We start from the raw sequence: 23,947 nt of genomic DNA, 5'->3' as shown, positions 1-23,947 counted from the left end.
GACATTACATTAATTTTTCTTTAATTGCAGATAGCACTTCGTCAGGAGTGGGAACAATACCTCCTAAACGTCCGAAATGTTCTACTTTAACTTTCCCGTTTACTGCGAGTCTTACGTCTTCTACCATTTGTCCGGCATTCAGTTCTACAGAAATTATCCCTTTAATTTTATCTGTATATGCGGCAATTGCTTGGCTTGGGAAAGGCCATAAGGTAATGGGTCGGAGTAATCCTATTTTTATGCCTTGTTCTTGAGCCATTTCTATTGTTTTTTGACAAATACGAGCCATAGAACCAAAAGCAACGATTAGATAATCTGCATCTTCACAATTGATTTCTTCGTAGCGGACTTCTTCTTTTTCTATAATCTTATATTTTTTTTGAAAACGGATGTTGTTTTCCTCCATAACCGCAGGGTCAAGCTCAAGTGAAGTTATGACGTTTCTTTTACGATCGGCAGTTTTCCCTAATGCTGCCCATGGGCAATTTTTCCGAATTTCTTCTTCGGTACGACGTTTTTGGAAAGGGGGAAGGACAACTTTCTCCATCATTTGGCCGATAACTCCATCGGCTAAGATAATAGCTGGGTTGTTATATTTGAATGCTAATTCAAATCCTAATCCTACAAAATCGGCCATTTCTTGTACTGATGCAGGAGCTAAAGTAATTAGACGATAGTCCCCATGACCCCCACCTTTTACAGTCTGGAAATAATCAGCTTGGCTTGGCTGTATAGTCCCTAATCCGGGCCCTCCGCGCATTACATTTATTATGAGACAAGGAAGTTCGGCTCCAGCCAAATAAGAGATGCCTTCTTGTTTTAAACTGACACCGGGGCTGGATGACGATGTCATTACAGCCTTGCCACATCCTGCACCACCATATACCATATTAATGGCTGCAATTTCGCTTTCAGCTTGCAATACTACCATTCCGGTGGTTTCCCAGGGTTTCAATTCCATTAATGTCTCCAAAATTTCAGATTGAGGAGTAATAGGATAGCCAAAATAACCATCTGCACCACAACGAATTGCTGCATGGGCTATAGCTTCATTCCCTTTCATTAATCTAACTTCTTCTGCCATATATTTAATTCTTTTTTATTATCTGAAAAGGTTGTTTGTTATAATTTTACTTTGTAAATGGTTATACATCCGTCCGGACATACAAGTCCACAACTGGCGCAACCGATACAATTATCGGGATTTTTCATATACGCATAATGATAACCTTTGTCATTTACTTCCTTTGGTTGTAATGCCAAGACATCTGCAGGGCACGCTACAACGCAAAGTTCACAACCTTTGCAGCGATCGTTGTTAACTACAACAGCACCTTTAATTTTAGCCATAATCAAAATTAGTTTTATCTATCGCAAATTTAGTGCTTTATTTTTAAACTTGATTCTCAAAGAACTAATTAATCATAAAAGGGGTTCTCTCTAGGATGTAACATTTTTGTAAATAGAGAGTTGTGTAGATTTTTTATTATGTAAAATATGTAATAAACAGAGATTTTTTCATATAAAGGTATTGCTAAATATAAGTTATCACTCTGATTACAGTAAAATAATATCTTTATATGGCAAGATTACTATTGTAGCTGGAATAACAAAAATCTATACTATGTAATTATGCAAATTTATGGTTAATCGATAAACCTTTTACTTATATTCTGGTATTCATCGATACGGCGGTCACGTAAAAATGGCCACCATCGGCGGACATTTTCTGAACGTTTCATATCTATATCTATGATTAAATTTATTTCTTCATCGTTTGGGCCTGAAATAAGTATTTCTCCTTGTGGCCCTGCAGCAAAACTATTTCCCCAAAATTGTATTCCATTAGTTTGTTTTGACGGGTCGGGTTCATGTCCTACGCGGTTTACTGATATGACAGGTAACCCATTGGCAACAGCGTGTCCTCGTTGGGAAATAATCCAAGCATTTAGTTGGCGTTGTTGTTCTTCAAGAGTATCGCTACTTTCCCAACCGATAGCTGTAGGATATATCAATATTTCTGCACCTTTAAGCGCCATGAGTCGGGCTGCTTCGGGGTACCATTGGTCCCAACATACTAAAATTCCTAATTTTCCGATAGATGTTTCGATGGGATTAAATCCTAAATCTCCTGGAGTAAAATAAAATTTTTCATAATAAGCCGGGTCATCTGGAATGTGCATTTTCCGATATTTCCCGGCGATAGATCCATCAGAGTCGAAAACTACAGCTGTATTGTGATATAGTCCAGGAGCTCTTTTTTCAAAAAGGGAAGTTACCAAAACCACATTGTTTTCACGTGCTATATTACTGTAGAAATGGGTTGAATCCCCAGGAATAGTTTCTGCCAGATTAAATAATTCAGTATTTTCAGTTTGGCAGAAATAAAGACTATTATGTAATTCTTGCAAAACGACTAATTGCGCTCCTTTTTGTGCACAGTCGCATATGTTGTTTGCGAGCTTCTTTTTATTAGCTTCGATGTCGGCTGTATTGCTTTGTTGTATAAGTCCAGCTTTGATTATTTTATTATTCATTTTTGACAAGGCTTATCGTGTTTAATTACTTTTTCTGGATATTGCATAGTAACACAATGTAAAGAACCGTGCTGCTTTATAAGAGCTTGGCAGTCTATTCCTGTAATTTTATATTCAGGAAAGGCTTCTTGTAATACACTTGCGGCTTTTATATCGTTTTTGGGTTGGTTATAGGTTGGATATAAAATGACATTATTTAGTATGAGGAAATTAGCATAAGTTGCTGGTAATCTTTCACTGTCGAACCAATAGGTATCGGCCATAGGTAGAGGTATCAGTCGGTAAGGATGACCTTCTGGAGTGCGGAAAGACTTTAGTTGTTCTTCCATTTTACAAAGTTCTTTGTAATGTTCATCGTTTTCATCTGTACATTTTACATATAGGATAGTATCATTTGGACACATGCGAGCAAGAGTATCTATGTGGCTGTCTGTATCATCTCCTGCTAAATAGCCATAATCTAACCATAAAATCTGTTGGAGACCGAAACTCTTTTTTAAATAACTTTCTATTTGTTGTTTTCTCCATTCCCCGTTACGGTTTGGAGATAGGAGACATCTTGATGTAGTAAGTAGAGTCCCTTTGCCGTCTGATTCGATAGATCCTCCCTCTAAGACGAAATTTAGACGGTTTTCATAATCAGCTTCAAATACATTTTGTTTATAACATTCGGTTGTAATCAGATTATCATAATTCGAGGCAAATTTAAGTCCCCAACCGTTGAATTTGAAATCCAATAATTTAGGAACACCGTTTTCAATGATGGTGATGGCTCCATGGTCTCGTGCCCAGGTATCGTTTGTTTCGCATTCAATAAAACGTACATTATTCATGTTTACTTTTTGTCCTATTTGACTTTTCACCTCGTCAATGTTGGGAGCAACAATCAGTAGTAATTCTTGTTTCGCTATTTCATAAGCAATCTCGATAAAACATGCTTGTACTTCTTTTAACATATGTGCCCAATCTGTTCCGCTATGGGGCCAAGTTAACTGTATCCCAGATTGTTTTTCCCATTCGGCTGGCAAATATAGTGAAGATTTCATTTCATTACCTCCTCTTTGGGTTTTCTGTCAAAAAATGGGTTTTTAGATGATACACTGAGTGGTATTGCGATTACTTGGTGACAGTCTTCCAATAAACCTAATTGCTGAGCTGACCATCCAGCAGAAAACATGACACGTGTATCAAGGCGTAAATCAGATGCTTTTGCGCATGCTGACCCTATGGCTATACCGACATCTATAGAATTGATAGTGCACGGTACTGTATCGGGCTTTTCTATGCAGGTCGGGAATCCACAATATGCACAATTTAATCCTTGTTTCTGCTTCTTGGTTCCGATTAGAATCATTGCTTCAGCTTGTAAAATATTTTCAGCATCACGAAGCAGGAATTTCATTCCTGTTTCTTTTGACATTACTTTTAGATGTTCAGAGATTTGTTTAATGTCTTCGTCTGTTACGGTAATTATCTCGATTATATCGATTCCTTTTCCTTTAGGTGCTGTACGGGCTGCTACCATTATTTGGTGTGCGGCTTCTAAAACAGATTGGTTGCGGATATCCCTTTCATTGATAATCATAGCTTACTTTCGATTTAAATATCTGGTACAAAGATATGGATAAAAAATGAGAAATAGGAGAGCGATATGTTTATAAGACTAATGGGGCTTCAATAATAGTGAAAGAATATTTTGGTTATAGCAATTATAACGTTGGTCCGGTTAAAATATAGGGTTATCAGATTTTGAATTGTTTGGTAAATTCGTGGTATTTCTTAGTTATGACAACTAGTTTATGAGTGCAATGGTTGAATAATATTTATTATTGGTTGTAGTAGTAAGTTATTGGTCGATAGAATTTAATCTTAAGTAGAGGTTAAAATGTAATAGTAGTTTGAATATAATAAAAAAAGAAATATGGGCAATATATTGTTTTGCCTATATTTCTTTTTATTGGGTCTTAATATTAGGATGTTATGGCTTATTTTTTTGAATAAGCAACTAGTGGTTTTACTGGAAATTTAGAGAATAGTATCTGTACTGCTTGATCTATTTCTGAAACATTACGTAGCGCTCCTTGACCGCTATCTAAAATAGTTGAGACAGAAGAGGAGTATAGGAATTGTTTTTCTTTCATATTGATCATGTCCATAGTCAATACACCTTCTTTATATATGTCAGTAATTAATTTAGCATTGGCGTAATAACTTTGCCAATATAAGGAACGGGGGTAGATGAAATATGGATAAAAACCATTATAGGGATAATATCCAGGTGGCAATGCTGGTTCGGTGTCGATTTTGGTCTGTACTGTAAGACCTATATTTATCAAGAGGTTGGAAGTTGAAGATTCTTGAAAACCGCGCTCTACCATTTGAGTACGGATAGCGTTAGCTATATTGTAGTAATCTACCATTGTCATGAGAGGTGGCAGTTTCCCTTCGTCGGGAGTCACAATACGGAAAGTCTTATAAGCTGACAAATCAGCATTGTTGTATACTTCGCTGTTGATTAGTTGGTAAGCACTACAACCTGATAATAGAATCACATTAAGTAAAAAAATAATTTTTTTCATGTTACATTGTTTTGCAATTAATTATATCAATATATGCATTAAACAATTGATAAGACTTTTTGTTTATATTATGAATAACGATTAAATGGTAAAGTAATATAGAGAATTATATTAAGGATGCACTTAGAATTGGTTTTTAAAGAAAGAATCATGATAAAAAAACATTTATGTAATATTTTTTATAATAAAAATGTTGTATATTTGAAAAAATCATGTAGCCAAATATGTGCATGCGGCATATAAAATTTTGGAACTATGGACAGAGATATAACAGAAGTATTTGAAAATTTTATTAAAGAATACAGGTCTTTAGAGGATTCTAGTGATGCCTTTTTTGAAGCATTAGATGCCGATGAAATTTTGCAAGATGAGTATCGGGAATGGTGTGATGCTATGGGCTATTCTGAAAAAAAAGGTTTTGCAGGCTATTATCATGAGTATATCGAAAGTCAAGATTCTATATGGGACAGTATGTTTCCCAATAAAGAAGAATATAATGATGAGTTTGATAAAGAATAGTTGAATAATGAAATAAGAAAATATTTATTTGTAAAAAGGAGAATATTTGTCACACTTATAGTCTGACGGATATTCTCCTTTTTTATTATTTGAAGTTTAATTACAAGATTTTGTCAGTACAAAGACTTCTATGATTCAGTTATATCATTAATGAGGGAAATTATTGAATCTACTAATTCATTTTTTTGTAGAAAAAATTCTTGAGCTAGCGATATTTTTACGGCAGCGTCATTCAGTAAAAGTTGTATGATATATGATGATTTACCTATTTCGTCAATAGCCGTGTTTAGCCGGTGAACCACCTCTGAATTAGGAAGTCCGTAAAAAGCCGCATTTAATAATCCTCCTATTGTAACGATATTATTTATTAGATTATTGAATAAAATGTTTTCTACCATATTGTTACTGCCATTTTTAGCCAATTCTATTGCTATTCGGGAGAACTCTTTAAGCTGATTTTGTAATTTATTTTTTATTACCATAATTTTTATTGTTTTGGAATGAGTATTGTTTTTACTATATATACAAATCGGTACAAAAAATATACAATAAATAAAATATATTTTATTATGTGTTTTTATGTATGAGTTATTTATTTGATAATTAAGTGTATATATGATGTATAAGAAGTTTATGAGTAAAAATTTGGATATAAAGATATGGCGATTGCACAGATTAGAGCTTTTCAAAATGAAAAAGTGTATGCTAAAATGAAAAATATATATTGATATAATAAGAAATGAGAGAGATGAATTTAAAAAAACGTGTATGTAATAATGTAAAAAAGACAATGTCTATTGTTTCTAAGGAAAATCTTGTTACTTTGAAAATAACTTCGGATTATTCATTGCCTTCTTATTGTTTTTTATCAGAGACGATGGCGATTTTATCTCATTATAAGATAAAAATAGAGTTTGTTGAAGTATCTGCATTTTCCGTATTGATATTAATAGAAAGAAAAGATTGTATCGAACAAATGATAATTGAGCTATCTCGGTTTTCTATGGCAGAATTTTCTACAGGATGGGTTTCATTTCGTTTTACTGATTACTTGTGCCATAAAGAAGGAAAAACAGTTTCACCAGTAGCTTTAGCTTTGGGAGAAAAGATTCCACTGAGAGTAATATCTTTTACAGAAAATAATCAAGTTCTAATTGTTGTCCGAAAAGAAGATAAATTTATGGCAAGAAATGTAATAGAGGAAAATCTTTTGATGCCAGAAAGTCCCTGTGTCAATTGAAAATAAATCATACTTCTCCCCTTTATACCGATTTTAGGTATAAAGGGATACTGAAAGCTATATTTATAATTATATATTAAGTACAGATTTTATCTTCTCTTTTAATAGATTAGCATGAATAGGTTTGGCAAGATAATCATTGAATCCACTTTTTAATATCCGCCGTTCATCTTCGGCAAAAGCGAAAGCAGTTACAGCAATAATAGGAATATTCATAGATAATGTTCTAATATTGGCTGTTGCTTCATATCCATCCATCTCAGGCATTTTGATATCCATTAAAATAAGGTCGGGATGATGCTCTTTAAATAATTCGATAGCTTCTCTACCATTCCAAGCGTGTATTAAAGAGTATTCCTTTTTAAGTATTGATTCGAATAACTTGTAATTGCTGATATTATCTTCGGCAATAAGTAATGTTATTTTATTTTTTGTTGATTTTATTCTTGTGTCTATAATTTCTTTTGTTTTTGACTCTAATGATTTCTTCTGTGCCGGGGTATAAGGTAGAGTAAACCAGAATTTAGACCCTTTGCCTTCGATTGACTCGACTCCAATTTTTCCCCCCAGTTTGTTGACGATAGTTTCGCTGATAGCGAGTCCTAGACCTGTCCCTTGTTCAAAGTTATTCAATTTTATAAAGCGTCCAAAAACATGTTCTATTTTATTAGCAGCAATACCGCATCCTGTGTCTGAGACATAAAAGTATAATGTCTCGGGGTTGAGTAAGCGATATCCGAGTTTTATTTGGCCTTTTTCTGTAAATTTTATAGCATTTGAGATAAAATTATTGATGACTTGGAGCAGCCTGTTTCTTTCAGTATGAATAATACATTCAGATAGACGTTCTACAAAAGAAAAGGATACTCGCGAAGAGTCTATTTTGAGTTGGGTAATCTGTTCTACTTCGTCTAATAAAAGATTGATATCTACGTCATTATAAATAAACTCTAAAGTTCCTGCTTCTATTTTTGCTAAATCGAGAATATCGCTGATGAGTTGTAACAATAAAGCATTATTGTTTTCAATAATATTGACATATTCTCGTTTTTCTTCTTCGGTTTCAGTATTAGCTAGTACTCCGGAGAATCCGACAATAGCATTTAATGGAGTCCGTATTTCATGACTCATATTGGCAAGGAATGCTGATTTTAAACGGTTACTTTCTTCAGCTTGTTCTTTAGCGAGCAAGAGATTTTGCTCTAACTGTTTTCTTTGGGTAATGACGATGGATGAGCCAATGATAGTTTTAGGATTTCCATTTTCATCATATTCAAAAATGGCACCTTGCTTATCTATCCATTCGTATTCTCTATCATTATACCAATGTATTTGATACGTTTCATGGAAATTATTTCGTTTGCCGGATATCAGCTCATCGAAAACTGTTTTTATATGTTCTTTAAAATCTGGATGTATAGAGTTTATGTAAGTTTCTAATTTGCAATAATATTTCCCATTTATTGGTTCAGACTGTTTTTCGTGGTGGTAGATATTATAATTACAAGAGAAGGTCTGGGTTATAATGTCGTAGTCCCACGGAAGTACATGAGATAAACTTAAGACGGAATTTAATATAGAATTTGTTTTTTCAATTTCGTTCTTGGTTTCTATTAGAGACTCCTCCAATGTTTTGTATTTATCGATAGAATTAGATGTTCCTATTAGTCGGAGAGGCATACCATCGTTATTTGTTTTTTCAATGGAAATATGTATTTCTATCCAAGAGTATTCTTTGAGCTTTCTGAAATTGGCCCTGAATATTCGTTGTGCTTGGCTTATTTTTCCATTTGTGAAATCATCAAATACCATTTTTATATTTGGTAAATCATCAGGGTGAATGTAGTTGTAAAATTGAGATAAAGATATTTCTGTATCCCATTTGATTTCATCTTTATATTTTCCGGACAGTTGTTGACGGTCAATTATGAAAACTTGTTTTGGAATATCGAAAATCCAAAGAATAAGATTTGTGATATTTAAGGCTAATGCCAGTTTCTGGGTAATAAGTTTTGTCTTTTCTTCTTGTTTTTGTAAGTCAGTAATATCAATACTACTGCATATCAGCCATTTGGACGAATCGTGTGAAAATATATTTTTGGTAACCATAAATGTCCGTTCTATCCCATCGAGACATAAAAATGTTTCTATACCTTGATAAGAACGGTTTTCTTCTGCTAATTTTGAATCGAATTTTTGTTTTTCTATAGCATCTTTTTCATTCAAAAATATTTTTTCGTCATGGCCTATCATCTCATTCGAAGTATATCCATATATATTAGACTTCTTACTCCAGAAAATGAATTTTCCTGTATTCATATCTTTTATTGAAGTTGGAATAGGAAGGTTTTCGAGTGTCCTACTTAAATAAAGTTGTAATTTTTCAGATTTTAGTTTGTAAATGGTATTTTGAGTAATATCCCTGAGAAAAGTTACAACTTTATTGTCAGGAATGTATGCAGAACATACTTCAAAATATGTTATGTTTTGATTTGTTTGGAAATGGAATTCAAATCGAAGAGGTATATGAGTATTTAATGTTGATAAGAGCTTGTTTTTATAATCTTCCGCTATTTCGTTATTTTTTATAATGTCTTCAATATTTTGACCAATTAGCTCATCAGGAGGCTGAGGAAGAATATTATTATTTGGGTTAATGATATCTATGATGGTAAGAGATGAATCATGAATAAAAATCATATCGGGACAGATAGAGACAATGTCTTTATATATTTTTTGTTTTCTATTCTTTACAGATTTGTTCTTCCTGTTTGTTTTTGAGGTTCTAAATGAGAATATATTCAAAATTGTTTTCATACTTAATTTATATAATGTATAATGACATTTTATTAAAGGTGAGTTTTATTGTTATTTATACAAATATGCTAATTTTTTTAGTGAAATTATAAGTTATATGGGATTTTGTTGATAAATTTAACTAAAAATAAAATGAGAATCAAGTTTTAGTTACTTGGTTCTCATTCTATAATGTTGAGTATTGTAATTACAGTTACCCTATTTTTATTCCAGAAAATCCCATAAAGGCCATGGCCAACAAACCGGCAGCAATGAGTGCAATGGGAATTCCTTGCATAGATTTAGGTACTTTTGTTAGGCTGAGTTGTTCTCGTATTCCTGCAAATAATGTCAGAGCCAGGGCAAAGCCTAAAGCTGTGGAAACGGCAAAGACTACTGATTCTATAAGATTGAAGTTTTTTTGGATTACGAGAATAGCTACTCCTAATATGGTACAGTTTGTGGTAATTAAAGGCAAGAATACTCCTAGAGCTTGGTATAAAGAGGGAGAAACTTTTTTAAGTATAATTTCTACCATCTGTACAAGTGCTGCAATAACCAGAATAAACACTATGGTTTGCATAAATTGTAATCCGGTAATGTCTAATAAATACTTTTGTAATAAATAAGTTACAATGGTGGCAATTGTCATTACAAAAGTAACAGCAGCTCCCATTCCTAAAGCTGTATTTACTTTTTTAGAAACACCCAAGAATGGACATATTCCCAGAAATTGAGCCAATACAATATTATTGACAAATATGGCTGTGATAAATATTGATATATAGGTAATCATTGTTTATTGCTTTTTAGTTTGTTGACGATTACAATCAGATAACCGAGAGCGATAAAAGCTCCTGGTGCGAGAATAAATATTAAAATTCCATAATTTTCAGGGAATAAAGTCATATTAAATATTTTTCCTGTACCGAGGAATTCTCGAAGGGCTCCTAATAGGGTAAGAGCCAGAGTAAAGCCGATACCGATACCTAATCCGTCCAGTAGGGAGTCGAACCATCCGTGTTTTGCCGCGAAAGATTCTGCTCGTCCAAGTACGATACAGTTTACGACAATCAAAGGTATAAAGAGTCCCAAACTGCTGTATAAGGCTGGGACGTAAGCTTTCATACACATTTCGAGAACGGTTACGAATGTTGCGATGATGACAATGAATGCTGGAATACGTACTTTATCTGGAATAATATTTTTTATCAATGATATTACTATATTAGAGCATATCAATACGAACATTGTAGCAAGACCCATCCCCATACCGTTTTCGGCAGAAGTTGTAGTCCCTAATGTAGGGCACATTCCTAATAAAAGAACAAAAGTCGGATTCTCTTTGGTGATACCGTTGAGTATTATTTTTAATTTATTCATTTTTTCTCCTCCTTATTTTGATTGGCTTTAGGTGAAGCGGCACTATGCACATCTGGTTCGCCCATAAAAGCTCTGTATGCGTTTTGTATTGCGTCAATAAAAGCTCTAGAACTGATAGTCGCAGCAGTAATGGCATCGATGTTGCCTCCGTCTTTGCTTACTTTCATTTCTCCTTTACCGGGATTGAGGCCTAAAATACTTTGATGATTTTTGTCGGTTCTGAACCATTCCTGCATTTTTGAGCCTAATCCGGGAGTTTCTGCGTGTTTTAATACTTGGTAATTTCGTATAGAACCGTCAGCGTTAAACCCTACCATAATCGATATTTCTCCTCCAAAACCTTTGCGCGTTAAACTTTCAACGGCTGCACCCACAAGTACACCGTTTTTCTTGGCTGGAAATATTGTTAAAATCATGTTTTCATTTGTCCCGGCATAAAGTTCATGCGTATATTGTTCTGCAATCGGGTCATTATCAAAGTCTGGGGCAACATCTTTTATTGCTTTTTCCTGTTTTGCTTTTTCTGCTTTAGCTATAGGAGCTTCAGTAAGCTTATAAACGCTACCCAATATAGTGCCCACAATTATGCATATAATTGTTAACACAAGTACCATGTTTAAAAATGTAGATTCTGTTTTAGCCATGTTTTACTACCTCCCCGAATCTTTTAGGTTTTATATACATATTAATTAATGGGGTGAATGCATTCATAATCAGTATGGCAAAAGACATACCCTCAGGATATGCACCCCATTGACGGATAATTATGGTCAGTAAGCCTATGGCAATTCCATAGACAATCATTCCTCTTGTACTCATGGGAGAGGTGACATAATCTGTTGCCATGAAAATTGCACCTAACAAAAGGCCTCCACTCAATATTTGGGTAATGGGATCTATACCGATTAGTAAAGAGAAGATTGCAACAGTCCCTAATATTGAGACTGGGATATGCCATGTTATTATTTGTTTCCACAACATATATGCAAGTCCTAAGATAAGGGCGATTGCTCCGACTTCTCCAAGACTCCCTCCCATATTTCCTAATAACATGTCTGTATAATCGGCTTCGACCGGCATATGAGCTTTTAACAGAGTTAGAGTGGTAGCACCGGTTTGAACATCAATATAATGTGTACTTAGAATTTCAGGTTTAGGCCAGGTAGTCATTTGTACAGGAAAAGATATCAGTAAGAATACTCTACCTACCAAAGCCGGGTTGAAAATATTACATCCCAATCCTCCGAATGACATTTTTCCAATGCCAATTGCAACAAATGCACCTATAATGATAATCCAAATAGGCAAATTTGAAGGTAAATTAAATGCTAGTAATACCCCGGTTATAATTGCCGAACCATCATGAATACTGCTATTTGCTTTGAGTAAATACTTTTGAATAAGATATTCGAATATTACGCAGGCGAGAACTGAAGTGATGGTTACGATAAGGGCTCCAAGTCCAAAATAGAACAATGAGACGATAAATGCCGGTATCAGTGCGACAAGTACTCCGTGCATTGCTTTTGAGGTCGTGTTTCCTCCATGGATGTGCGGAGACAATGATATGATTAGTTTGTTGTTCATAAATATAAAGGATTTACATTTTCTATTTTTTAACAGCACGACTTCGTATGATATTTCCTACTTTTCCTTTTCCCAATCTTATATAATCTAACAATGGACGATATGCAGGGCAGGTGTAACTGCAAGAGCCACATTCGATACAGTCCATAATATGATTATTTTCTGCCTTATCCCATAAAGCGTGACTGGCGAGATTCATTAATAAATTGGGTTCTAATCCCATAGGACATACGAAGACGCATTTTGCACAGCGTATACAATTGGACATTTCTTTACGTATAGCCTCATTTTTTCTAATCAGAAGGACCCCGGAACATCCCTTAGTAACAGGAATATCTGTATTTGTAACCGCTTTACCCATCATCGGGCCTCCCGATATAATTTTCCCTGTGTCTTCTGGCATGCCTCCAGCGGCTTGGATTAGTTGTCCGATAGGTGTTCCTATTCGAACTTTGAAATTGGAAGGGTTATTCAATGATTTTCCAGTAACGGTTACAATTCTTTCAAATAGGGGCTTATTTTTTTGTACAGCCTCGTAAACTGCAAATGCTGTGCCTATATTTTGCACTACAGCCCCTGTAGCTATAGGCAGGTTTCCGCTGGGGACTTGACGTCGAATGATGGCGTCGATAAGTTGTTTTTCACCGCCTTGCGGATATTTCATTTTTAGAGGGCAGACTTCAATACCTGGATACTTTATAGTTAGGCGAGTGAGTAATTCAATAGCGTCTTGCTTATTATTTTCTATTCCGATGACGGCCTTGTTCACCTGTATGGCTTTCATTAGGATTTTTATTCCTATCAGAATCTCTTCTCCTTTTTCAAGTATGAGCTGGTGATCTGATGTCAGATATGGTTCGCATTCGGCTGCGTTAATAATAAGAATTGTTGCAACCATTCCAGGGGGAGGAGATAGTTTTACATGAGTAGGGAAAGTCGCTCCGCCCATACCGACAATTCCGCATTCGCTGATTTTTTGTATTATTTCTTTGGGAGATAAACTACACTCAGTTTTAAGGCAGTCATTACGTTCTATATTTTCTTCCCATTCATCACCTTCTACTTGTATGAAAATAGCAGGTTTACTATATCCTGATGTATCTATGATACTATCTATTTTAGTGACAGTCCCTGATACCGGAGAATGTATGTTAGCAGAGACAAATCCTCCTGCTTTAGCTATCAAGGTTCCGACTTTGACATGATCTCCTTTGGCAACTATAGCTTGGGCTGGAGCTCCGATATGCTGAGATAGCATTATGGCTACTTGTTCTGGGATAGCGGCAGTTTCAATACATTTTCCGGCAGATAATTTATTCTCGTCCGGATGGATGCCTCCTATACGAAATGTTTTTAACATGACAATATCTTTTATGATCTATATACTGAATTAGGCGTTCGAATCCTCTGCTATCAATGATGCTGTGTCACTTTTTTTAGGAGGAAAATTTAGAGAAAGGATAGCTCCGGTGGGACATACTTCAACGCATTTCCGACATAGGCGACATTTGTTATCATCTATGTATGCCAGATTATTTTCAACAGTAATAGCTCCGAAAGGACAGGTCTTTTCACATTTTCCACATCCTATACAAGCTGCGGTACAAGCTTTTCGGGCTATGCTACCTTTATCCTTATTGACACATGAAACGAAAATTCGGCGTGATTTAGGGCCTTTCTTTCTTAGCTCAATTATCATTTTAGGACAGGCTTTTACACAAGCCCCACATGCCGTACATTTTTCCTCATCGACTTCTGGCAATAATGTTTCTGGATTGATATGTATAGCATCGAACTGACATGCGTTAACACAATCTCCACATCCAAGACACCCGAAAGAACATCCGGTTTCTCCGGCATAAAGAGTGGAAACGATTGCACAACTTGCCGCTCCGTTATAGATATTGGTACGTACACGATTTATACAGTTACCATTACATTTTACTGTAGCAATCATAGGAGCGGTGCTTACGATTTCTTTACCTAATATGTTTGCTACTTTAGACATGACTACTGTTCCACCTACTGGGCACATCATACCTTCGAGACTTTCAGATTTGACACATGCATCGGCAAATCCTTGACATCCCGGATATCCGCAACCTCCGCAATTTGCTCCTGGTAGTACTTCTGTCACCAAAGCATTACGAGGGTCTTCGTAAATTTTAAATTTTTGGGCAACAAGATATAAAATAATAGCACTAATGGCTCCAATTGCACCCAAAGAGAGAATAGCAATTAAAATTAGATTCATCTATATTAATGTTTTGAGTTTATGTTTTTCAATGTTTGTTTTCTTCATGTTTTTTTGATAGAAAACTCAAATTTTTTCTTTAGTTTACTTTTTAAAAAATATAATATTATGTAATAGGGTATTAAAGTGGTCAATGACAATATTCCCGACAAGACTTCGTCAGAAGTTACCGAATAGATAATAAATAAAGTACAAAATAAGAGAATAAATGGATAAAAAAATGCTATAAGAATAGCTTGTGAACCGATTGAACTATTGCCAATAATCAAAACCTTATCTCCAATTTTGAAATCCATATCGTTACAAGGTATTTCTACCATTTTTTCTTTTTTATCAGACACGGTACATGCTGATTGGGCATGGCAGTTCGAACATGCTGAATACTGAACAATTTGGACATCGGCTACACCGTTCCTAATATTGGTTATTATCCCTTCATGTTCTATATTTTCTCTCATTTTGCTATGTCGACATTGCATTTTTGAGGCAAATATAAATAAATTTTGTGGTTTACAATAGAATTTTTATGCAATTATTGTGTAAAAAATAGTTTATCTTCTTTTTTGAAGAATGTTCATTGTTATTTTTTTCAACATTTTTTATTTCCGGTTGTTATCAAAAGGAGAATGAGATTATTAATCAACTAATGATATTCAATTATGGAAACGATTCTTCATTTTTTTCGAACGTATCCGGAAATGGCAATATTTCTTACAATTGGTATCGGCTTTTGGATAGGACAGTTAAAATATAAAAGTTTTACTTTGGGAACTGTAACATCTGTATTATTAGTCGGTGTCCTTGTCGGGCAAATGGATATTGCTATACCTGGGCCAATTAAATCTGTCTTTTTCTTATTATTTCTTTTTGTTATTGGCTATAGTGTGGGGCCACAATTTTTTCAGTCATTGCGAAGTGATGGCATTCATCAGGTAATTTTTGCTTGTGTATTATGTGTATTGTGCTTAGTTGTTACAGTCGTTATTGCAAAAATATTGGGGTATAATCCTGGAGAGGCTATCGGATTATTTGCTGGAGCTCAGACAATATCGGCGGTTATAGGAGTTGGTACAGATACAATCAATACATTAGGAGCTTCGGCTGCCGATAAGCAAGCTTGGATAAACATTATGCCTGTATGTTATGCTGTAACTTATATTTTTGGGACAATCGGTTCTGCCTATATATTAGGGACACTTGGACCTAAGTTATTAGGAGGAATAGATAAAGTTCGAAAGGAGACAAAAGAGCTGGAAGAACAGTTACAGAAAAGTAGTATAGGGGAGGATCCCGCATTTGTTGATGCTAATCGTCCGGTTGTATTTCGTGCTTATAAAGTGGATACAAATTGGTTTGATACTCCTCGTTCTGTATCAGAGATAGAGGGAAAAATGCAGTCAATGGGAAGGCGTATTTTTGTAGACCGGGTTCGTATCGATGGTAAAATTGTAGAAGAAACTCCAGATTTAAAGATAAAAAAAGGAGATGAAATCGTTTTAAGTGGTAGAAGAGAGACGGTAATCCAAGACGAGAGTTGGGTTGGAGAAGAAATCAATGACCCGGAATTATTGACATTTCCTGTGGAGTCAATTATGGTATTATTGACAAAAAAAACGGCATGTGGTATGACGGTAGAAGAACTTCGTAGACAAAAATTTATGCATGGGATTCTTATCAAATCGATAAAACGTTCGGGAGTTGAAATACCTGTATTACCAGGGCTTAAGTTGCAAACTGGAGATTTGTTACAGATAATGGGTATGACCAGAGAAGTATCTACTGCGGCACCACTGTTGGGATATATTGATCGGCCTACGAATAAGACTGACCTTATTTTTGTAGGATTAGGTATTCTTATTGGGGGCATTGTCGGGGCCTTAACTTTGAGGCTTGGAGGAATACCGATAAGCCTTAGTACGAGTGGTGGAGCATTAATTGCCGGTTTGTTTTTTGGATGGTTGCGTACAAAACATCCAACGTTTGGTCGTATACCAGAACCGGCAGTCTGGATATTGAATAATTTAGGCTTGAATATGTTTATTGCTGTGATAGGAATAACAGCAGGCCCTACATTTCTTGAAGGTATCAAGGAAGCTGGATTTATGTTGTTCGTAGCAGGAGTATTAGCTACTTCGATACCTTTGTTATTAGGAATATGGGTAGGAAATAAGATTTTTAAATTTCATCCGGCTATCAATTTGGGATGTAATGCGGGGAGTCGTACGACTACTGCAGCTTTGGGTGCAATACAAGAATCTCTTGATAGTACGATACCAGCACTGGGATATACGGTAACGTATGCTATAGGGAATACATTACTTATATTATGGGGAGTCGTTATTGTTTTATTTATGTCATGATATTTATGGAGATTTGATTTTTTAGTATTCACAGTAAATTATATATTATATGGATTGTAAAGAAAAGTTAGCGCCGGCCATGGTAAACAAAAGGCAGCGTAAAGAAGAAGAAGGATTAGAAAATTTGAGTCCATTTGAAATAAAAAATAAGTTAATAGAATATGCAGAGGACCATACCCGTAAATCTTCTTGTATGTTTCTTAATGCAGGTAGGGGAAATCCGAATTGGATATCTACAATTCCGAGAGAGGCATTTTTTTTATTGGGAAAATTTGGAATGGATGAGTGCCGGCGTACTTTTGATATACCTGAAGGTATAGCCGGAATTCCTATGCCAAAAGGTATATCCGGGCGCTTTGAGGAATTCCTTAAAAGAAATAAGGCTGAATTAGGTGCTGATCTGCTTGAAAAAATGTATCGTTATTTTCTTGATAAGAAAAAATATACTCCAGATGAGCTGGTACATGAGTGGGCAGAGGCTGTTATTGGAGACCAATATCCGGTACCAGATCGAATGTTGAGGTTTGCAGAAGATATAGTAGGAGACTATTTGGTGCAAGAAATGTGTGATCGGAAAACTTTGCCGGGAAAGTTTGATTTGTTTGCAACAGAGGGAGGAACGGCTGCAATGTGTTATATTTTCGATTCGTTACAAGTAAATCATTTAGTAAATAAAGGCGACCATATTGCACTGATGACACCGATATTTACACCGTATATCGAGATTCCGGAGTTGGATCGTTTTAGTTTTAAAGTAACTAATATACAAGCTTCTCAAATGACAGAAAATGGGCTGCATACTTGGCAATATCCAGATGAGGAACTTGATAAATTAAAAGATAAATCGGTAAAAATACTCTATATTGTGAATCCGAGTAATCCTCCTTCATATACACTTGATGAGCGTAGTATTGATCGTATCGTGAAGATTGTGAAAGAGAATAATCCGAATTTGATGATTATTACAGACGATGTATATGGTACTTTTGTTCCTCATTTCAAGTCGTTGATGTATGAGTTGCCACTTAATACTTTATGTGTATATTCTTTTTCTAAATATTTCGGTGCGACGGGCTGGCGTTTGGCTGTAATAGCATTGAGCCATGATAATATTTATGACGAAATGATAGCAGCTCTTCCTAAAGATAAAAAGGATGATTTGTGTCGCAGATATAGCTCTTTGTCATTGGAGCCAGATAAAATTTTGTTTATAGACAGGTTGGTTGCTGATAGCCGTATGGTAGCACTGAACCATACATCCGGTTTGTCTACACCACAGCAAATGCAGATGGCCTTATTTGCTGCTTATGCTTTATTTGATAATAAAGATTTGTACAAAAAGAAGATGCAGAAAATCATACATGAGAGGTTAGAAGCTATGTGGGAAAATACCGGCTTTAAACTTGTCCCCGACGTCTTGAGGGCTGGTTATTATTCGGAAATAGACATTATGGTCTGGGCAAAAAAAATATATGGAGATGAATTTGCTCAATACCTCTCTGAGAATTATGATGCTCTTGATTTTGTTATCCGTTTGGCCAAAGATACTTGTGTAGTTTTGTTGAACGGAAGCGGTTTTGACGGGCCGAATTGGTCGGTACGTGCATCTTTGGCTAATCTGAATAAAGAGGATTATCAGAAGATAGGGAAGGGCATTCGTTTGATATTGGATGAATATGCATTGGCATGGGAAAAGACCAAAAAGAAATAGTGAGGAATGAAAGTAATGGATGTCATGAATTGGAATGAATGATTTATCAGCATTGATAATTTATCATGATATCTGTAGATTGATTAATACTATAAACTAAAATGAAAGAAGTATGAAACGGAAAATCTTATCGATGTTAATGATGATGTTATTCCTTGGGGCTTCATTGGTCTCAGCACAGGAAAATAGAGTGTACTGGGGTCCAAAAGTCGGTGTGAATATTTCGGCGATTACGAAATCAGGATTCTCATCGTGGAAGGGGGGAGCTAATGTCGGTGTATTTGCAATGTATCGTTATAATGATTATTTAGGATTGCAGACAGAACTGTTGTTCTCTATGATGGGCGCTAATTTTGACGGGGGAAATATGCATGTTAATTATTTAACCTTGCCGGTTATAGCGAAGGTGTATTTAATAGATAATCTTAGTCTTGAATTAGGACCTCAGTTGGGTGTAAAAGTTTATGACAAAATTAATGTATATGAAGGTGTTCATATCAAAAATTCGAAAGCATTCAACGGTTTTGAATTAATGTTTGCAGTAGGATTAGGATATGAATTTAAGTTTGGAATGATTGCAGATGTTCGTTATGGGATAGGTCTTACTAACTCTATAAAGAATAGCTATATTATTGGAGATAATAGTAAAAATGAAATGTTTCAAATTTCTTTAGGTTGGAAATTTTGATAAATTAAATTCAAGTTCTTAGATTTTTGAATTTTTCAAACAGAAACTTGTATTTTAGGTTTACATTTTGTAATAGCTCTTGTTTGTTCTTATTGCGTTGTTGAAATAATTTGGAGCAGAACATTAAATCAGGCAAATATCCTTTCATTACCGAAAGATTATTTGCCTGATTTATTTTGTTAAAAATAGAATGCCATGATTATTCATCTTCTTTATCATTAGTAACAGATTGTTTCAAAATCATTATTTTTGTAGCATGAAACAGAAATTAGAGGAGAACATGGGGATACCAGCGTCTTTGTTATGGATGCTGGCTATTATTTCAGGAATTTCAGTAGCCAATTTGTATTATAATCAGCCGTTGCTTAATAAGATAAGTTCTGACTTGCAAGTTTCAGAGTTTGTTGCTAATCTCATGCCGATGACTACACAAATAGGCTATGCCATGGGGCTTTTGTTCATTATTCCTTTGGGTGATTTGTATAAGCGTAGGAGTATCATTGTAATTAATTTTTTGTTATTAGTGATATCGATGTTTTCGATCGCGATATCTCCGAATATGTATTTTGTGTTGATTGCATCACTTGTTACGGGGATATGTTCAGTAATGCCACAAATCTTTATCCCTATAGTTTCACAGTTTTCTAAACCGGAGAATAAGGCTCGTAATGTCGGATTATTGGTAAGTGGATTATTGACAGGTATCCTTGGCTCTCGAGTGATAAGTGGTATTGTCGGAGAGTATTGTGGTTGGAGGGCGATGTATTATATAGCTGCAGGCATAATGTTGCTTTGTATTTTTATAGTAATGCGAATATTACCTGATATGCCTTCAAATTATAAAGGAACGTATGGCGGTTTGATGAGATCACTGTTCACTCTTTTTAAAGATAATCCGACCATTCGTATGGTATCTACGCGAGCAGGTCTGGCTTTTGGTAGCTTCTTGGCACTATGGGCATGTTTAGCTTTCAAAATGAGTGGAGAGCCATTCTATGCAGGAAATAATGTTATTGGGATGTTAGGGCTTTGTGGTATGGCAGGAGCATTGACAGCATCATTGGTTGGGAGTTATGTTCCTAAATGGGGCGTACGTAACTTGAATTATATAGGTGGAATTATTATGATCGTATCATGGTGTATTATGTATATTTTTCAAGATACTTATCTCAGTTTTATCATCGGTATTATTATGATTGATATAGGAATGCAATGTATTCAGATTAGTAACCAGACATGTGCCCTTTCATTGGCTCCCAAAGCATCTAATCGAGTGAATACAATTTTTATGACGACATATTTTATTGGAGGTTCCTTAGGCACATTTTTAGCTGGTACATTTTGGCATTTGTTGAGTTGGGAAGGAGTAACAGGAGTCGGTATATGTATGACATTAGGTTCTCTTCTTATAACATTCTGTACGAGGCGTTGAAATAAATAACAAACAAGAAAAAATTTCCTGAAAAGAGAAGGTTAGGGGTATATTATTTTTTGTACCTTTGCAAAATTAAAAAATATCTTATGGCAGATACCGTTGCACAATTTGAACATGTGATAGCCGTATGTCGTGATTTGTATGCAAAAAAATTGCAGGATTACGGTCCTTCGTGGCGTATTATGCGTCCACAATCCATTACTGATCAGATATTTATCAAGGCTAAACGTATTCGTAGTATTGAGATAAAAGGGGAGACGATGGTCGATGAGGGAATTCGTTCAGAATTTATAGGTATTGTGAATTATGGAATTATTGGACTAATTCAACTTGCATTAGGATATTCAGATGAGAAAGATATATCGGTAGATAAGGCTCTTGAACTATATGATAAATACATGAACAATACAAAAAATTTGATGTTTGCTAAAAATCATGATTATGATGAGGCTTGGCGTAGCATGCGTATCAGTTCGTATACCGATCTCATTTTGATGAAAATAAATCGGACTAAAGAAATAGAAAATAATCAAGGTGAAACATTAGTTTCAGAAGGAATAGATGCCAATTATATGGATATGGTGAATTATTCTTTATTCGGATTGATAAAATTGGAATATGGAGAATAAAAATACGGTAGAGTCTATTGAGAATAAATGGTGGATAAGGCTTCTTATCATTTTGTCGAGATGGGTAGTTGGGGCTACTTTTATATTTTCTGGCTTTGTGAAAGCCATAGACCCAATGGGATCCGTATATAAATTTAATGATTATTTTGTTGCTTTCGGTTTAGAATTTCTTATCCCTTTGTCTCTGATATTTGCAGTGCTTTTAGCTGCATTCGAATTTATGATTGGGGTGAACATGTTTTTGGGTTCATATCGTCGTTTGACTTCTTGTTTGGTTTTATTTACGATGATATTTATGACTCCACTCACATTATATTTGGCAATAGCAAATCCTGTGAGTGATTGTGGCTGTTTCGGTGATGCTCTTATCTTGACCAATTGGCAGACATTTTTCAAAAATGTGCTGTTATTGGCTATTACCATATTTTTATTCATTTTTAATAATCGTATCCGAGGGATATATAATCGTCCTGTACAGTGGATAACGGTACTTTATTCTTTGATTTTTGTATTTGCTATATCTTGGATTGGATATAATTATCAGCCCATTCTTGATTTTCGGCCATACAAAAGCGGATTGAATCTGGCGAAAGCGATGGGTACGGAATCTTCTGATACAGGGAGTTCTGGAGAATATTTATTTATATATGAAAAAGACGGGAGACAGCAGGAGTTTACCCTTGATAATTATCCCGTAGATGATACTACCTGGACTTTTGTAGATAGAGTGGAGAAAAAAACACCTGTAATACAAGAAGACGAGTTTATAAAAGATTTTATGATTATCTCTCCTGATTTGGGAGATGTGACGGACGAAATATTGACTAATAAAAATTACCAGTTTCTACTTTTATCTTCTGATATTGCAAAAGCAGATGATAGTGAAATAGACCGAATTAATGAAATCTATGATTATGCACTGGTTCATGGATATAATTTTTATTGCGTGACAGCTTCTTCGCAGGAGGATATTGCACGGTGGCAGGACGATACTGGTGCGGAATATCCATTTTATTATATGGATGAGACTGCCATAAAAACTATCATGCGGGCAAATCCCAGCATGATGTTATTAAAAGATGGTATCATCTATTGGAAGCGGAGTGCATCGTCTTTACCTGATGAGTCGGTCCTTACGGCATCATTAGAAAAACTTTCTTTAGGTCAGATTCGTATTTATAATGCCGACAGGCGTATTATGTTTTTGGCTTTGATATATCTTGTGCCTATGCTTATTCTTTTATTGACAGAAAAGACTGTTGCGGCTATTATCGTCAATATTAAAAATTTGAGGATGAAGCGTCGGCAGGAAAAGGCATTGCGGTCAAAAGGAAGAAAAATAAACATAGAAAAGGAAACGACAAAAAATGATAATAAAGAATTGTAACTTCATTGTATAACACAATAATATTAATTATGAGAAAGAACATTGTTGCAGGTAACTGGAAAATGAACAAGAACCTTCAGGAAGGTCTTGAATTGGCAAAAGGCCTAAATGAGGCTTTGGAGGGCAAAACTCCCAATTGTGATGTTATAATCGGTACTCCGTTTATTCATTTGGCAAGTGTAGTTGATGCTATCGATACAAATAAGATTGGTGTTGCTGCTGAGAATTGTGCAGACAAAGCTTCAGGTGCATATACAGGAGAAGTTTCTGCCGAAATGGTTGCCTCTACGGGTGCTAAATATGTAATTTTAGGTCACTCAGAACGTCGTGCTTATTACCATGAGACTCCTGAGATTTTGAAAGAGAAAGTATTATTGGCATTAGCAAATGGATTGACTCCAATTTTCTGTATTGGAGAGGTTTTGGAAGAAAGAGAAGCCGGTAAACATTTTGATGTAGTAAAATCTCAAATTGAGGGCTCTTTGTTTAATTTGGCTGCACAAGATTTTGGGAAGATAATTTTAGCGTATGAGCCGGTTTGGGCTATCGGTACAGGCAAAACAGCTACAGCGGAGCAAGCTCAAGAAATGCATGCATTTATTCGTAAAACTCTTGCTGATAAGTATGGAAAAGAGGTTGCTGATAATTGTTCTATCCTTTATGGTGGTAGCTGTAAACCTTCTAATGCAAAAGAATTATTTGCCAATCCCGATGTCGATGGCGGTTTAATTGGAGGAGCAGCATTGGAAGTAGATAGCTTTATGGGAATTATCAATGCATTTTGATATTTAAAATAAGATAAAAAGCTGCGAAAATAAGATAGAATGCTTATTTTTGCAGCT

General features: G+C 35.2%; 24 protein-coding genes. 9 read left to right on the top strand and 15 right to left on the bottom strand.

Annotated features, from left to right (window positions below):
• Positions 1 to 4 precede the first annotated feature (4 nt).
• The 6 genes from Cop2CBH44_RS05010 to Cop2CBH44_RS04985 form a co-directional block, all read right to left on the bottom strand.
• Positions 5 to 1,084 (bottom strand): 3-methyl-2-oxobutanoate dehydrogenase subunit VorB, encoded by a 1,080-nt coding sequence (locus Cop2CBH44_RS05010; RefSeq protein ID WP_021931303.1) that lies wholly within the window; start codon positions 1,082 to 1,084, stop codon positions 5 to 7.
• 38 nt (positions 1,085 to 1,122) lie between these two features.
• Positions 1,123 to 1,350: a 4Fe-4S dicluster domain-containing protein gene (locus Cop2CBH44_RS05005; RefSeq protein ID WP_021931302.1), complete on the bottom strand. Its 228-nt coding sequence runs from the start codon at positions 1,348 to 1,350 to the stop codon at positions 1,123 to 1,125.
• 296 nt (positions 1,351 to 1,646) lie between these two features.
• A complete protein-coding gene (locus Cop2CBH44_RS05000) occupies positions 1,647 to 2,537 on the bottom strand; it encodes a carbon-nitrogen hydrolase (protein WP_021931301.1) in 891 nt (296 codons plus the stop codon).
• Positions 2,534 to 3,583, bottom strand: a complete 1,050-nt coding sequence (locus Cop2CBH44_RS04995) for an agmatine deiminase family protein (RefSeq protein WP_021931300.1) — start codon at positions 3,581 to 3,583, stop codon at positions 2,534 to 2,536. The genes Cop2CBH44_RS05000 and Cop2CBH44_RS04995 overlap by 4 nt, the downstream gene beginning before the upstream one ends.
• On the bottom strand, positions 3,580 to 4,122 hold the full coding sequence (locus Cop2CBH44_RS04990; protein WP_021931299.1) for a ferredoxin domain-containing protein: 543 nt from the start codon (positions 4,120 to 4,122) through the stop codon (positions 3,580 to 3,582). Before Cop2CBH44_RS04990 ends, Cop2CBH44_RS04995 begins: the two co-directional genes overlap by 4 nt.
• Positions 4,123 to 4,522: 400 nt before the next feature.
• The gene (locus tag Cop2CBH44_RS04985; RefSeq protein ID WP_200755663.1) at positions 4,523 to 5,089 is read right to left on the bottom strand and encodes a DUF4136 domain-containing protein; all 567 of its coding nucleotides are present in this window, start codon (positions 5,087 to 5,089) and stop codon (positions 4,523 to 4,525) included.
• Positions 5,090 to 5,371: 282 nt separating this feature from the next.
• Here Cop2CBH44_RS04985 and Cop2CBH44_RS04980 point away from each other — a divergent pair, with 282 nt between their 5' ends.
• On the top strand, positions 5,372 to 5,635 hold the full coding sequence (locus Cop2CBH44_RS04980) for a hypothetical protein (RefSeq protein WP_021931297.1): 264 nt from the start codon (positions 5,372 to 5,374) through the stop codon (positions 5,633 to 5,635).
• Between the two features lie 128 nt (positions 5,636 to 5,763).
• Here the strand turns inward: Cop2CBH44_RS04980 and Cop2CBH44_RS04975 are convergent, their stop codons facing one another.
• The gene (locus Cop2CBH44_RS04975; protein ID WP_021931296.1) at positions 5,764 to 6,117 is read right to left on the bottom strand and encodes a hypothetical protein; all 354 of its coding nucleotides are present in this window, start codon (positions 6,115 to 6,117) and stop codon (positions 5,764 to 5,766) included.
• Positions 6,118 to 6,383: 266 nt separating this feature from the next.
• Here Cop2CBH44_RS04975 and Cop2CBH44_RS04970 point away from each other — a divergent pair, with 266 nt between their 5' ends.
• On the top strand, positions 6,384 to 6,875 hold the full coding sequence (locus tag Cop2CBH44_RS04970) for a hypothetical protein (RefSeq protein WP_021931295.1): 492 nt from the start codon (positions 6,384 to 6,386) through the stop codon (positions 6,873 to 6,875).
• 69 nt (positions 6,876 to 6,944) lie between these two features.
• On the opposite strand, the gene Cop2CBH44_RS04965 is transcribed toward Cop2CBH44_RS04970, so the two are convergent.
• The 8 genes from Cop2CBH44_RS04965 to Cop2CBH44_RS04930 all read right to left on the bottom strand — a co-directional run bounded on the left by Cop2CBH44_RS04965 (position 6,945) and on the right by Cop2CBH44_RS04930 (position 15,353).
• On the bottom strand, positions 6,945 to 9,692 hold the full coding sequence (locus Cop2CBH44_RS04965; RefSeq protein WP_021931294.1) for a response regulator: 2,748 nt from the start codon (positions 9,690 to 9,692) through the stop codon (positions 6,945 to 6,947).
• A gap of 193 nt (positions 9,693 to 9,885) precedes the next feature.
• Positions 9,886 to 10,464: an electron transport complex protein RnfA gene (locus tag Cop2CBH44_RS04960; RefSeq protein ID WP_200755923.1), complete on the bottom strand. Its 579-nt coding sequence runs from the start codon at positions 10,462 to 10,464 to the stop codon at positions 9,886 to 9,888.
• Positions 10,464 to 11,054, bottom strand: a complete 591-nt coding sequence (locus Cop2CBH44_RS04955) for an RnfABCDGE type electron transport complex subunit E (RefSeq protein ID WP_021931292.1) — start codon at positions 11,052 to 11,054, stop codon at positions 10,464 to 10,466. Before Cop2CBH44_RS04955 ends, Cop2CBH44_RS04960 begins: the two co-directional genes overlap by 1 nt.
• Positions 11,051 to 11,698, bottom strand: coding sequence for an RnfABCDGE type electron transport complex subunit G (locus Cop2CBH44_RS04950; protein ID WP_021931291.1), 648 nt, complete (start codon positions 11,696 to 11,698; stop codon positions 11,051 to 11,053). The genes Cop2CBH44_RS04955 and Cop2CBH44_RS04950 overlap by 4 nt, the downstream gene beginning before the upstream one ends.
• Complete coding sequence (locus Cop2CBH44_RS04945) at positions 11,691 to 12,641, bottom strand: RnfABCDGE type electron transport complex subunit D (protein WP_021931290.1); 951 nt, start codon at positions 12,639 to 12,641, stop codon at positions 11,691 to 11,693. Before Cop2CBH44_RS04945 ends, Cop2CBH44_RS04950 begins: the two co-directional genes overlap by 8 nt.
• 22 nt (positions 12,642 to 12,663) lie before the next feature.
• The gene (gene rsxC / locus Cop2CBH44_RS04940; RefSeq protein ID WP_021931289.1) at positions 12,664 to 14,001 is read right to left on the bottom strand and encodes an electron transport complex subunit RsxC; all 1,338 of its coding nucleotides are present in this window, start codon (positions 13,999 to 14,001) and stop codon (positions 12,664 to 12,666) included.
• Between the two features lie 30 nt (positions 14,002 to 14,031).
• Positions 14,032 to 14,895, bottom strand: coding sequence for a Fe-S cluster domain-containing protein (locus Cop2CBH44_RS04935; RefSeq protein ID WP_200755662.1), 864 nt, complete (start codon positions 14,893 to 14,895; stop codon positions 14,032 to 14,034).
• 44 nt (positions 14,896 to 14,939) lie between these two features.
• The gene (locus tag Cop2CBH44_RS04930) at positions 14,940 to 15,353 is read right to left on the bottom strand and encodes a SoxR reducing system RseC family protein (protein WP_200755661.1); all 414 of its coding nucleotides are present in this window, start codon (positions 15,351 to 15,353) and stop codon (positions 14,940 to 14,942) included.
• Positions 15,354 to 15,554: 201 nt separating this feature from the next.
• Between Cop2CBH44_RS04930 and aspT the strand changes: the two genes are divergently transcribed.
• The 7 genes from aspT (at position 15,555) to tpiA (ending at position 23,890) form a co-directional block, all read left to right on the top strand.
• Positions 15,555 to 17,255 carry an aspartate-alanine antiporter gene (aspT, locus tag Cop2CBH44_RS04925; protein ID WP_200755660.1) on the top strand — a complete coding sequence of 567 codons (1,701 nt, stop codon included), beginning with the start codon at positions 15,555 to 15,557 and terminating at the stop codon, positions 17,253 to 17,255.
• A 79-nt stretch (positions 17,256 to 17,334) separates the two neighbouring features.
• Entirely contained in the window at positions 17,335 to 18,966 is a 1,632-nt protein-coding gene (locus Cop2CBH44_RS04920; RefSeq protein WP_420838990.1) for a bifunctional aspartate transaminase/aspartate 4-decarboxylase, read from the top strand.
• Between the two features lie 112 nt (positions 18,967 to 19,078).
• Complete coding sequence (locus tag Cop2CBH44_RS04915) at positions 19,079 to 19,654, top strand: porin family protein (protein WP_021931284.1); 576 nt, start codon at positions 19,079 to 19,081, stop codon at positions 19,652 to 19,654.
• Positions 19,655 to 19,910: 256 nt separating this feature from the next.
• Complete coding sequence (locus Cop2CBH44_RS04910; RefSeq protein WP_200755658.1) at positions 19,911 to 21,086, top strand: MFS transporter; 1,176 nt, start codon at positions 19,911 to 19,913, stop codon at positions 21,084 to 21,086.
• Positions 21,087 to 21,175: 89 nt separating this feature from the next.
• Positions 21,176 to 21,718, top strand: a complete 543-nt coding sequence (locus Cop2CBH44_RS04905) for a DUF1599 domain-containing protein (protein ID WP_021931281.1) — start codon at positions 21,176 to 21,178, stop codon at positions 21,716 to 21,718.
• Complete coding sequence (locus Cop2CBH44_RS04900) at positions 21,708 to 23,105, top strand: BT_3928 family protein (protein WP_200755657.1); 1,398 nt, start codon at positions 21,708 to 21,710, stop codon at positions 23,103 to 23,105. The genes Cop2CBH44_RS04905 and Cop2CBH44_RS04900 overlap by 11 nt, the downstream gene beginning before the upstream one ends.
• 29 nt (positions 23,106 to 23,134) lie before the next feature.
• Positions 23,135 to 23,890 carry a triose-phosphate isomerase gene (tpiA, locus tag Cop2CBH44_RS04895; protein ID WP_200755656.1) on the top strand — a complete coding sequence of 252 codons (756 nt, stop codon included), beginning with the start codon at positions 23,135 to 23,137 and terminating at the stop codon, positions 23,888 to 23,890.
• Positions 23,891 to 23,947 lie beyond the last annotated feature (57 nt).

The sequence above is a fragment of the Coprobacter secundus subsp. similis genome, assembly GCF_015097275.1.
Lineage (GTDB): Bacteria > Bacteroidota > Bacteroidia > Bacteroidales > Coprobacteraceae > Coprobacter > Coprobacter secundus.
The sequence above is the reverse complement of the archived record's forward strand: the minus strand, read 5'-3'. Positions and strand labels throughout refer to the sequence as shown.

What these genes read in the sequence shown, in the direction of transcription:
- Cop2CBH44_RS05010 (WP_021931303.1), bottom strand. Translation starts at nt 1,084, where the DNA reads ATGGCAGAAGAAGTTAGATTAATGAAAGGGAATGAAGCTATAGCCCAT.
- Cop2CBH44_RS05005 (WP_021931302.1), bottom strand. Translation starts at nt 1,350, where the DNA reads ATGGCTAAAATTAAAGGTGCTGTTGTAGTTAACAACGATCGCTGCAAA.
- Cop2CBH44_RS05000 (WP_021931301.1), bottom strand. Translation starts at nt 2,537, where the DNA reads ATGAATAATAAAATAATCAAAGCTGGACTTATACAACAAAGCAATACA.
- Cop2CBH44_RS04995 (WP_021931300.1), bottom strand. Translation starts at nt 3,583, where the DNA reads ATGAAATCTTCACTATATTTGCCAGCCGAATGGGAAAAACAATCTGGG.
- Cop2CBH44_RS04990 (WP_021931299.1), bottom strand. Translation starts at nt 4,122, where the DNA reads ATGATTATCAATGAAAGGGATATCCGCAACCAATCTGTTTTAGAAGCC.
- Cop2CBH44_RS04980 (WP_021931297.1), top strand. Translation starts at nt 5,372, where the DNA reads ATGGACAGAGATATAACAGAAGTATTTGAAAATTTTATTAAAGAATAC.
- Cop2CBH44_RS04975 (WP_021931296.1), bottom strand. Translation starts at nt 6,117, where the DNA reads ATGGTAATAAAAAATAAATTACAAAATCAGCTTAAAGAGTTCTCCCGA.
- Cop2CBH44_RS04970 (WP_021931295.1), top strand. Translation starts at nt 6,384, where the DNA reads ATGAATTTAAAAAAACGTGTATGTAATAATGTAAAAAAGACAATGTCT.
- Cop2CBH44_RS04965 (WP_021931294.1), bottom strand. Translation starts at nt 9,692, where the DNA reads ATGAAAACAATTTTGAATATATTCTCATTTAGAACCTCAAAAACAAAC.
- Cop2CBH44_RS04955 (WP_021931292.1), bottom strand. Translation starts at nt 11,054, where the DNA reads ATGAATAAATTAAAAATAATACTCAACGGTATCACCAAAGAGAATCCG.
- Cop2CBH44_RS04950 (WP_021931291.1), bottom strand. Translation starts at nt 11,698, where the DNA reads ATGGCTAAAACAGAATCTACATTTTTAAACATGGTACTTGTGTTAACA.
- Cop2CBH44_RS04945 (WP_021931290.1), bottom strand. Translation starts at nt 12,641, where the DNA reads ATGAACAACAAACTAATCATATCATTGTCTCCGCACATCCATGGAGGA.
- rsxC (WP_021931289.1), bottom strand. Translation starts at nt 14,001, where the DNA reads ATGTTAAAAACATTTCGTATAGGAGGCATCCATCCGGACGAGAATAAA.
- Cop2CBH44_RS04935 (WP_200755662.1), bottom strand. Translation starts at nt 14,895, where the DNA reads ATGAATCTAATTTTAATTGCTATTCTCTCTTTGGGTGCAATTGGAGCC.
- Cop2CBH44_RS04930 (WP_200755661.1), bottom strand. Translation starts at nt 15,353, where the DNA reads ATGAGAGAAAATATAGAACATGAAGGGATAATAACCAATATTAGGAAC.
- aspT (WP_200755660.1), top strand. Translation starts at nt 15,555, where the DNA reads ATGGAAACGATTCTTCATTTTTTTCGAACGTATCCGGAAATGGCAATA.
- Cop2CBH44_RS04920 (WP_420838990.1), top strand. Translation starts at nt 17,335, where the DNA reads ATGGTAAACAAAAGGCAGCGTAAAGAAGAAGAAGGATTAGAAAATTTG.
- Cop2CBH44_RS04915 (WP_021931284.1), top strand. Translation starts at nt 19,079, where the DNA reads ATGAAACGGAAAATCTTATCGATGTTAATGATGATGTTATTCCTTGGG.
- Cop2CBH44_RS04910 (WP_200755658.1), top strand. Translation starts at nt 19,911, where the DNA reads ATGAAACAGAAATTAGAGGAGAACATGGGGATACCAGCGTCTTTGTTA.
- Cop2CBH44_RS04905 (WP_021931281.1), top strand. Translation starts at nt 21,176, where the DNA reads ATGGCAGATACCGTTGCACAATTTGAACATGTGATAGCCGTATGTCGT.
- Cop2CBH44_RS04900 (WP_200755657.1), top strand. Translation starts at nt 21,708, where the DNA reads ATGGAGAATAAAAATACGGTAGAGTCTATTGAGAATAAATGGTGGATA.
- tpiA (WP_200755656.1), top strand. Translation starts at nt 23,135, where the DNA reads ATGAGAAAGAACATTGTTGCAGGTAACTGGAAAATGAACAAGAACCTT.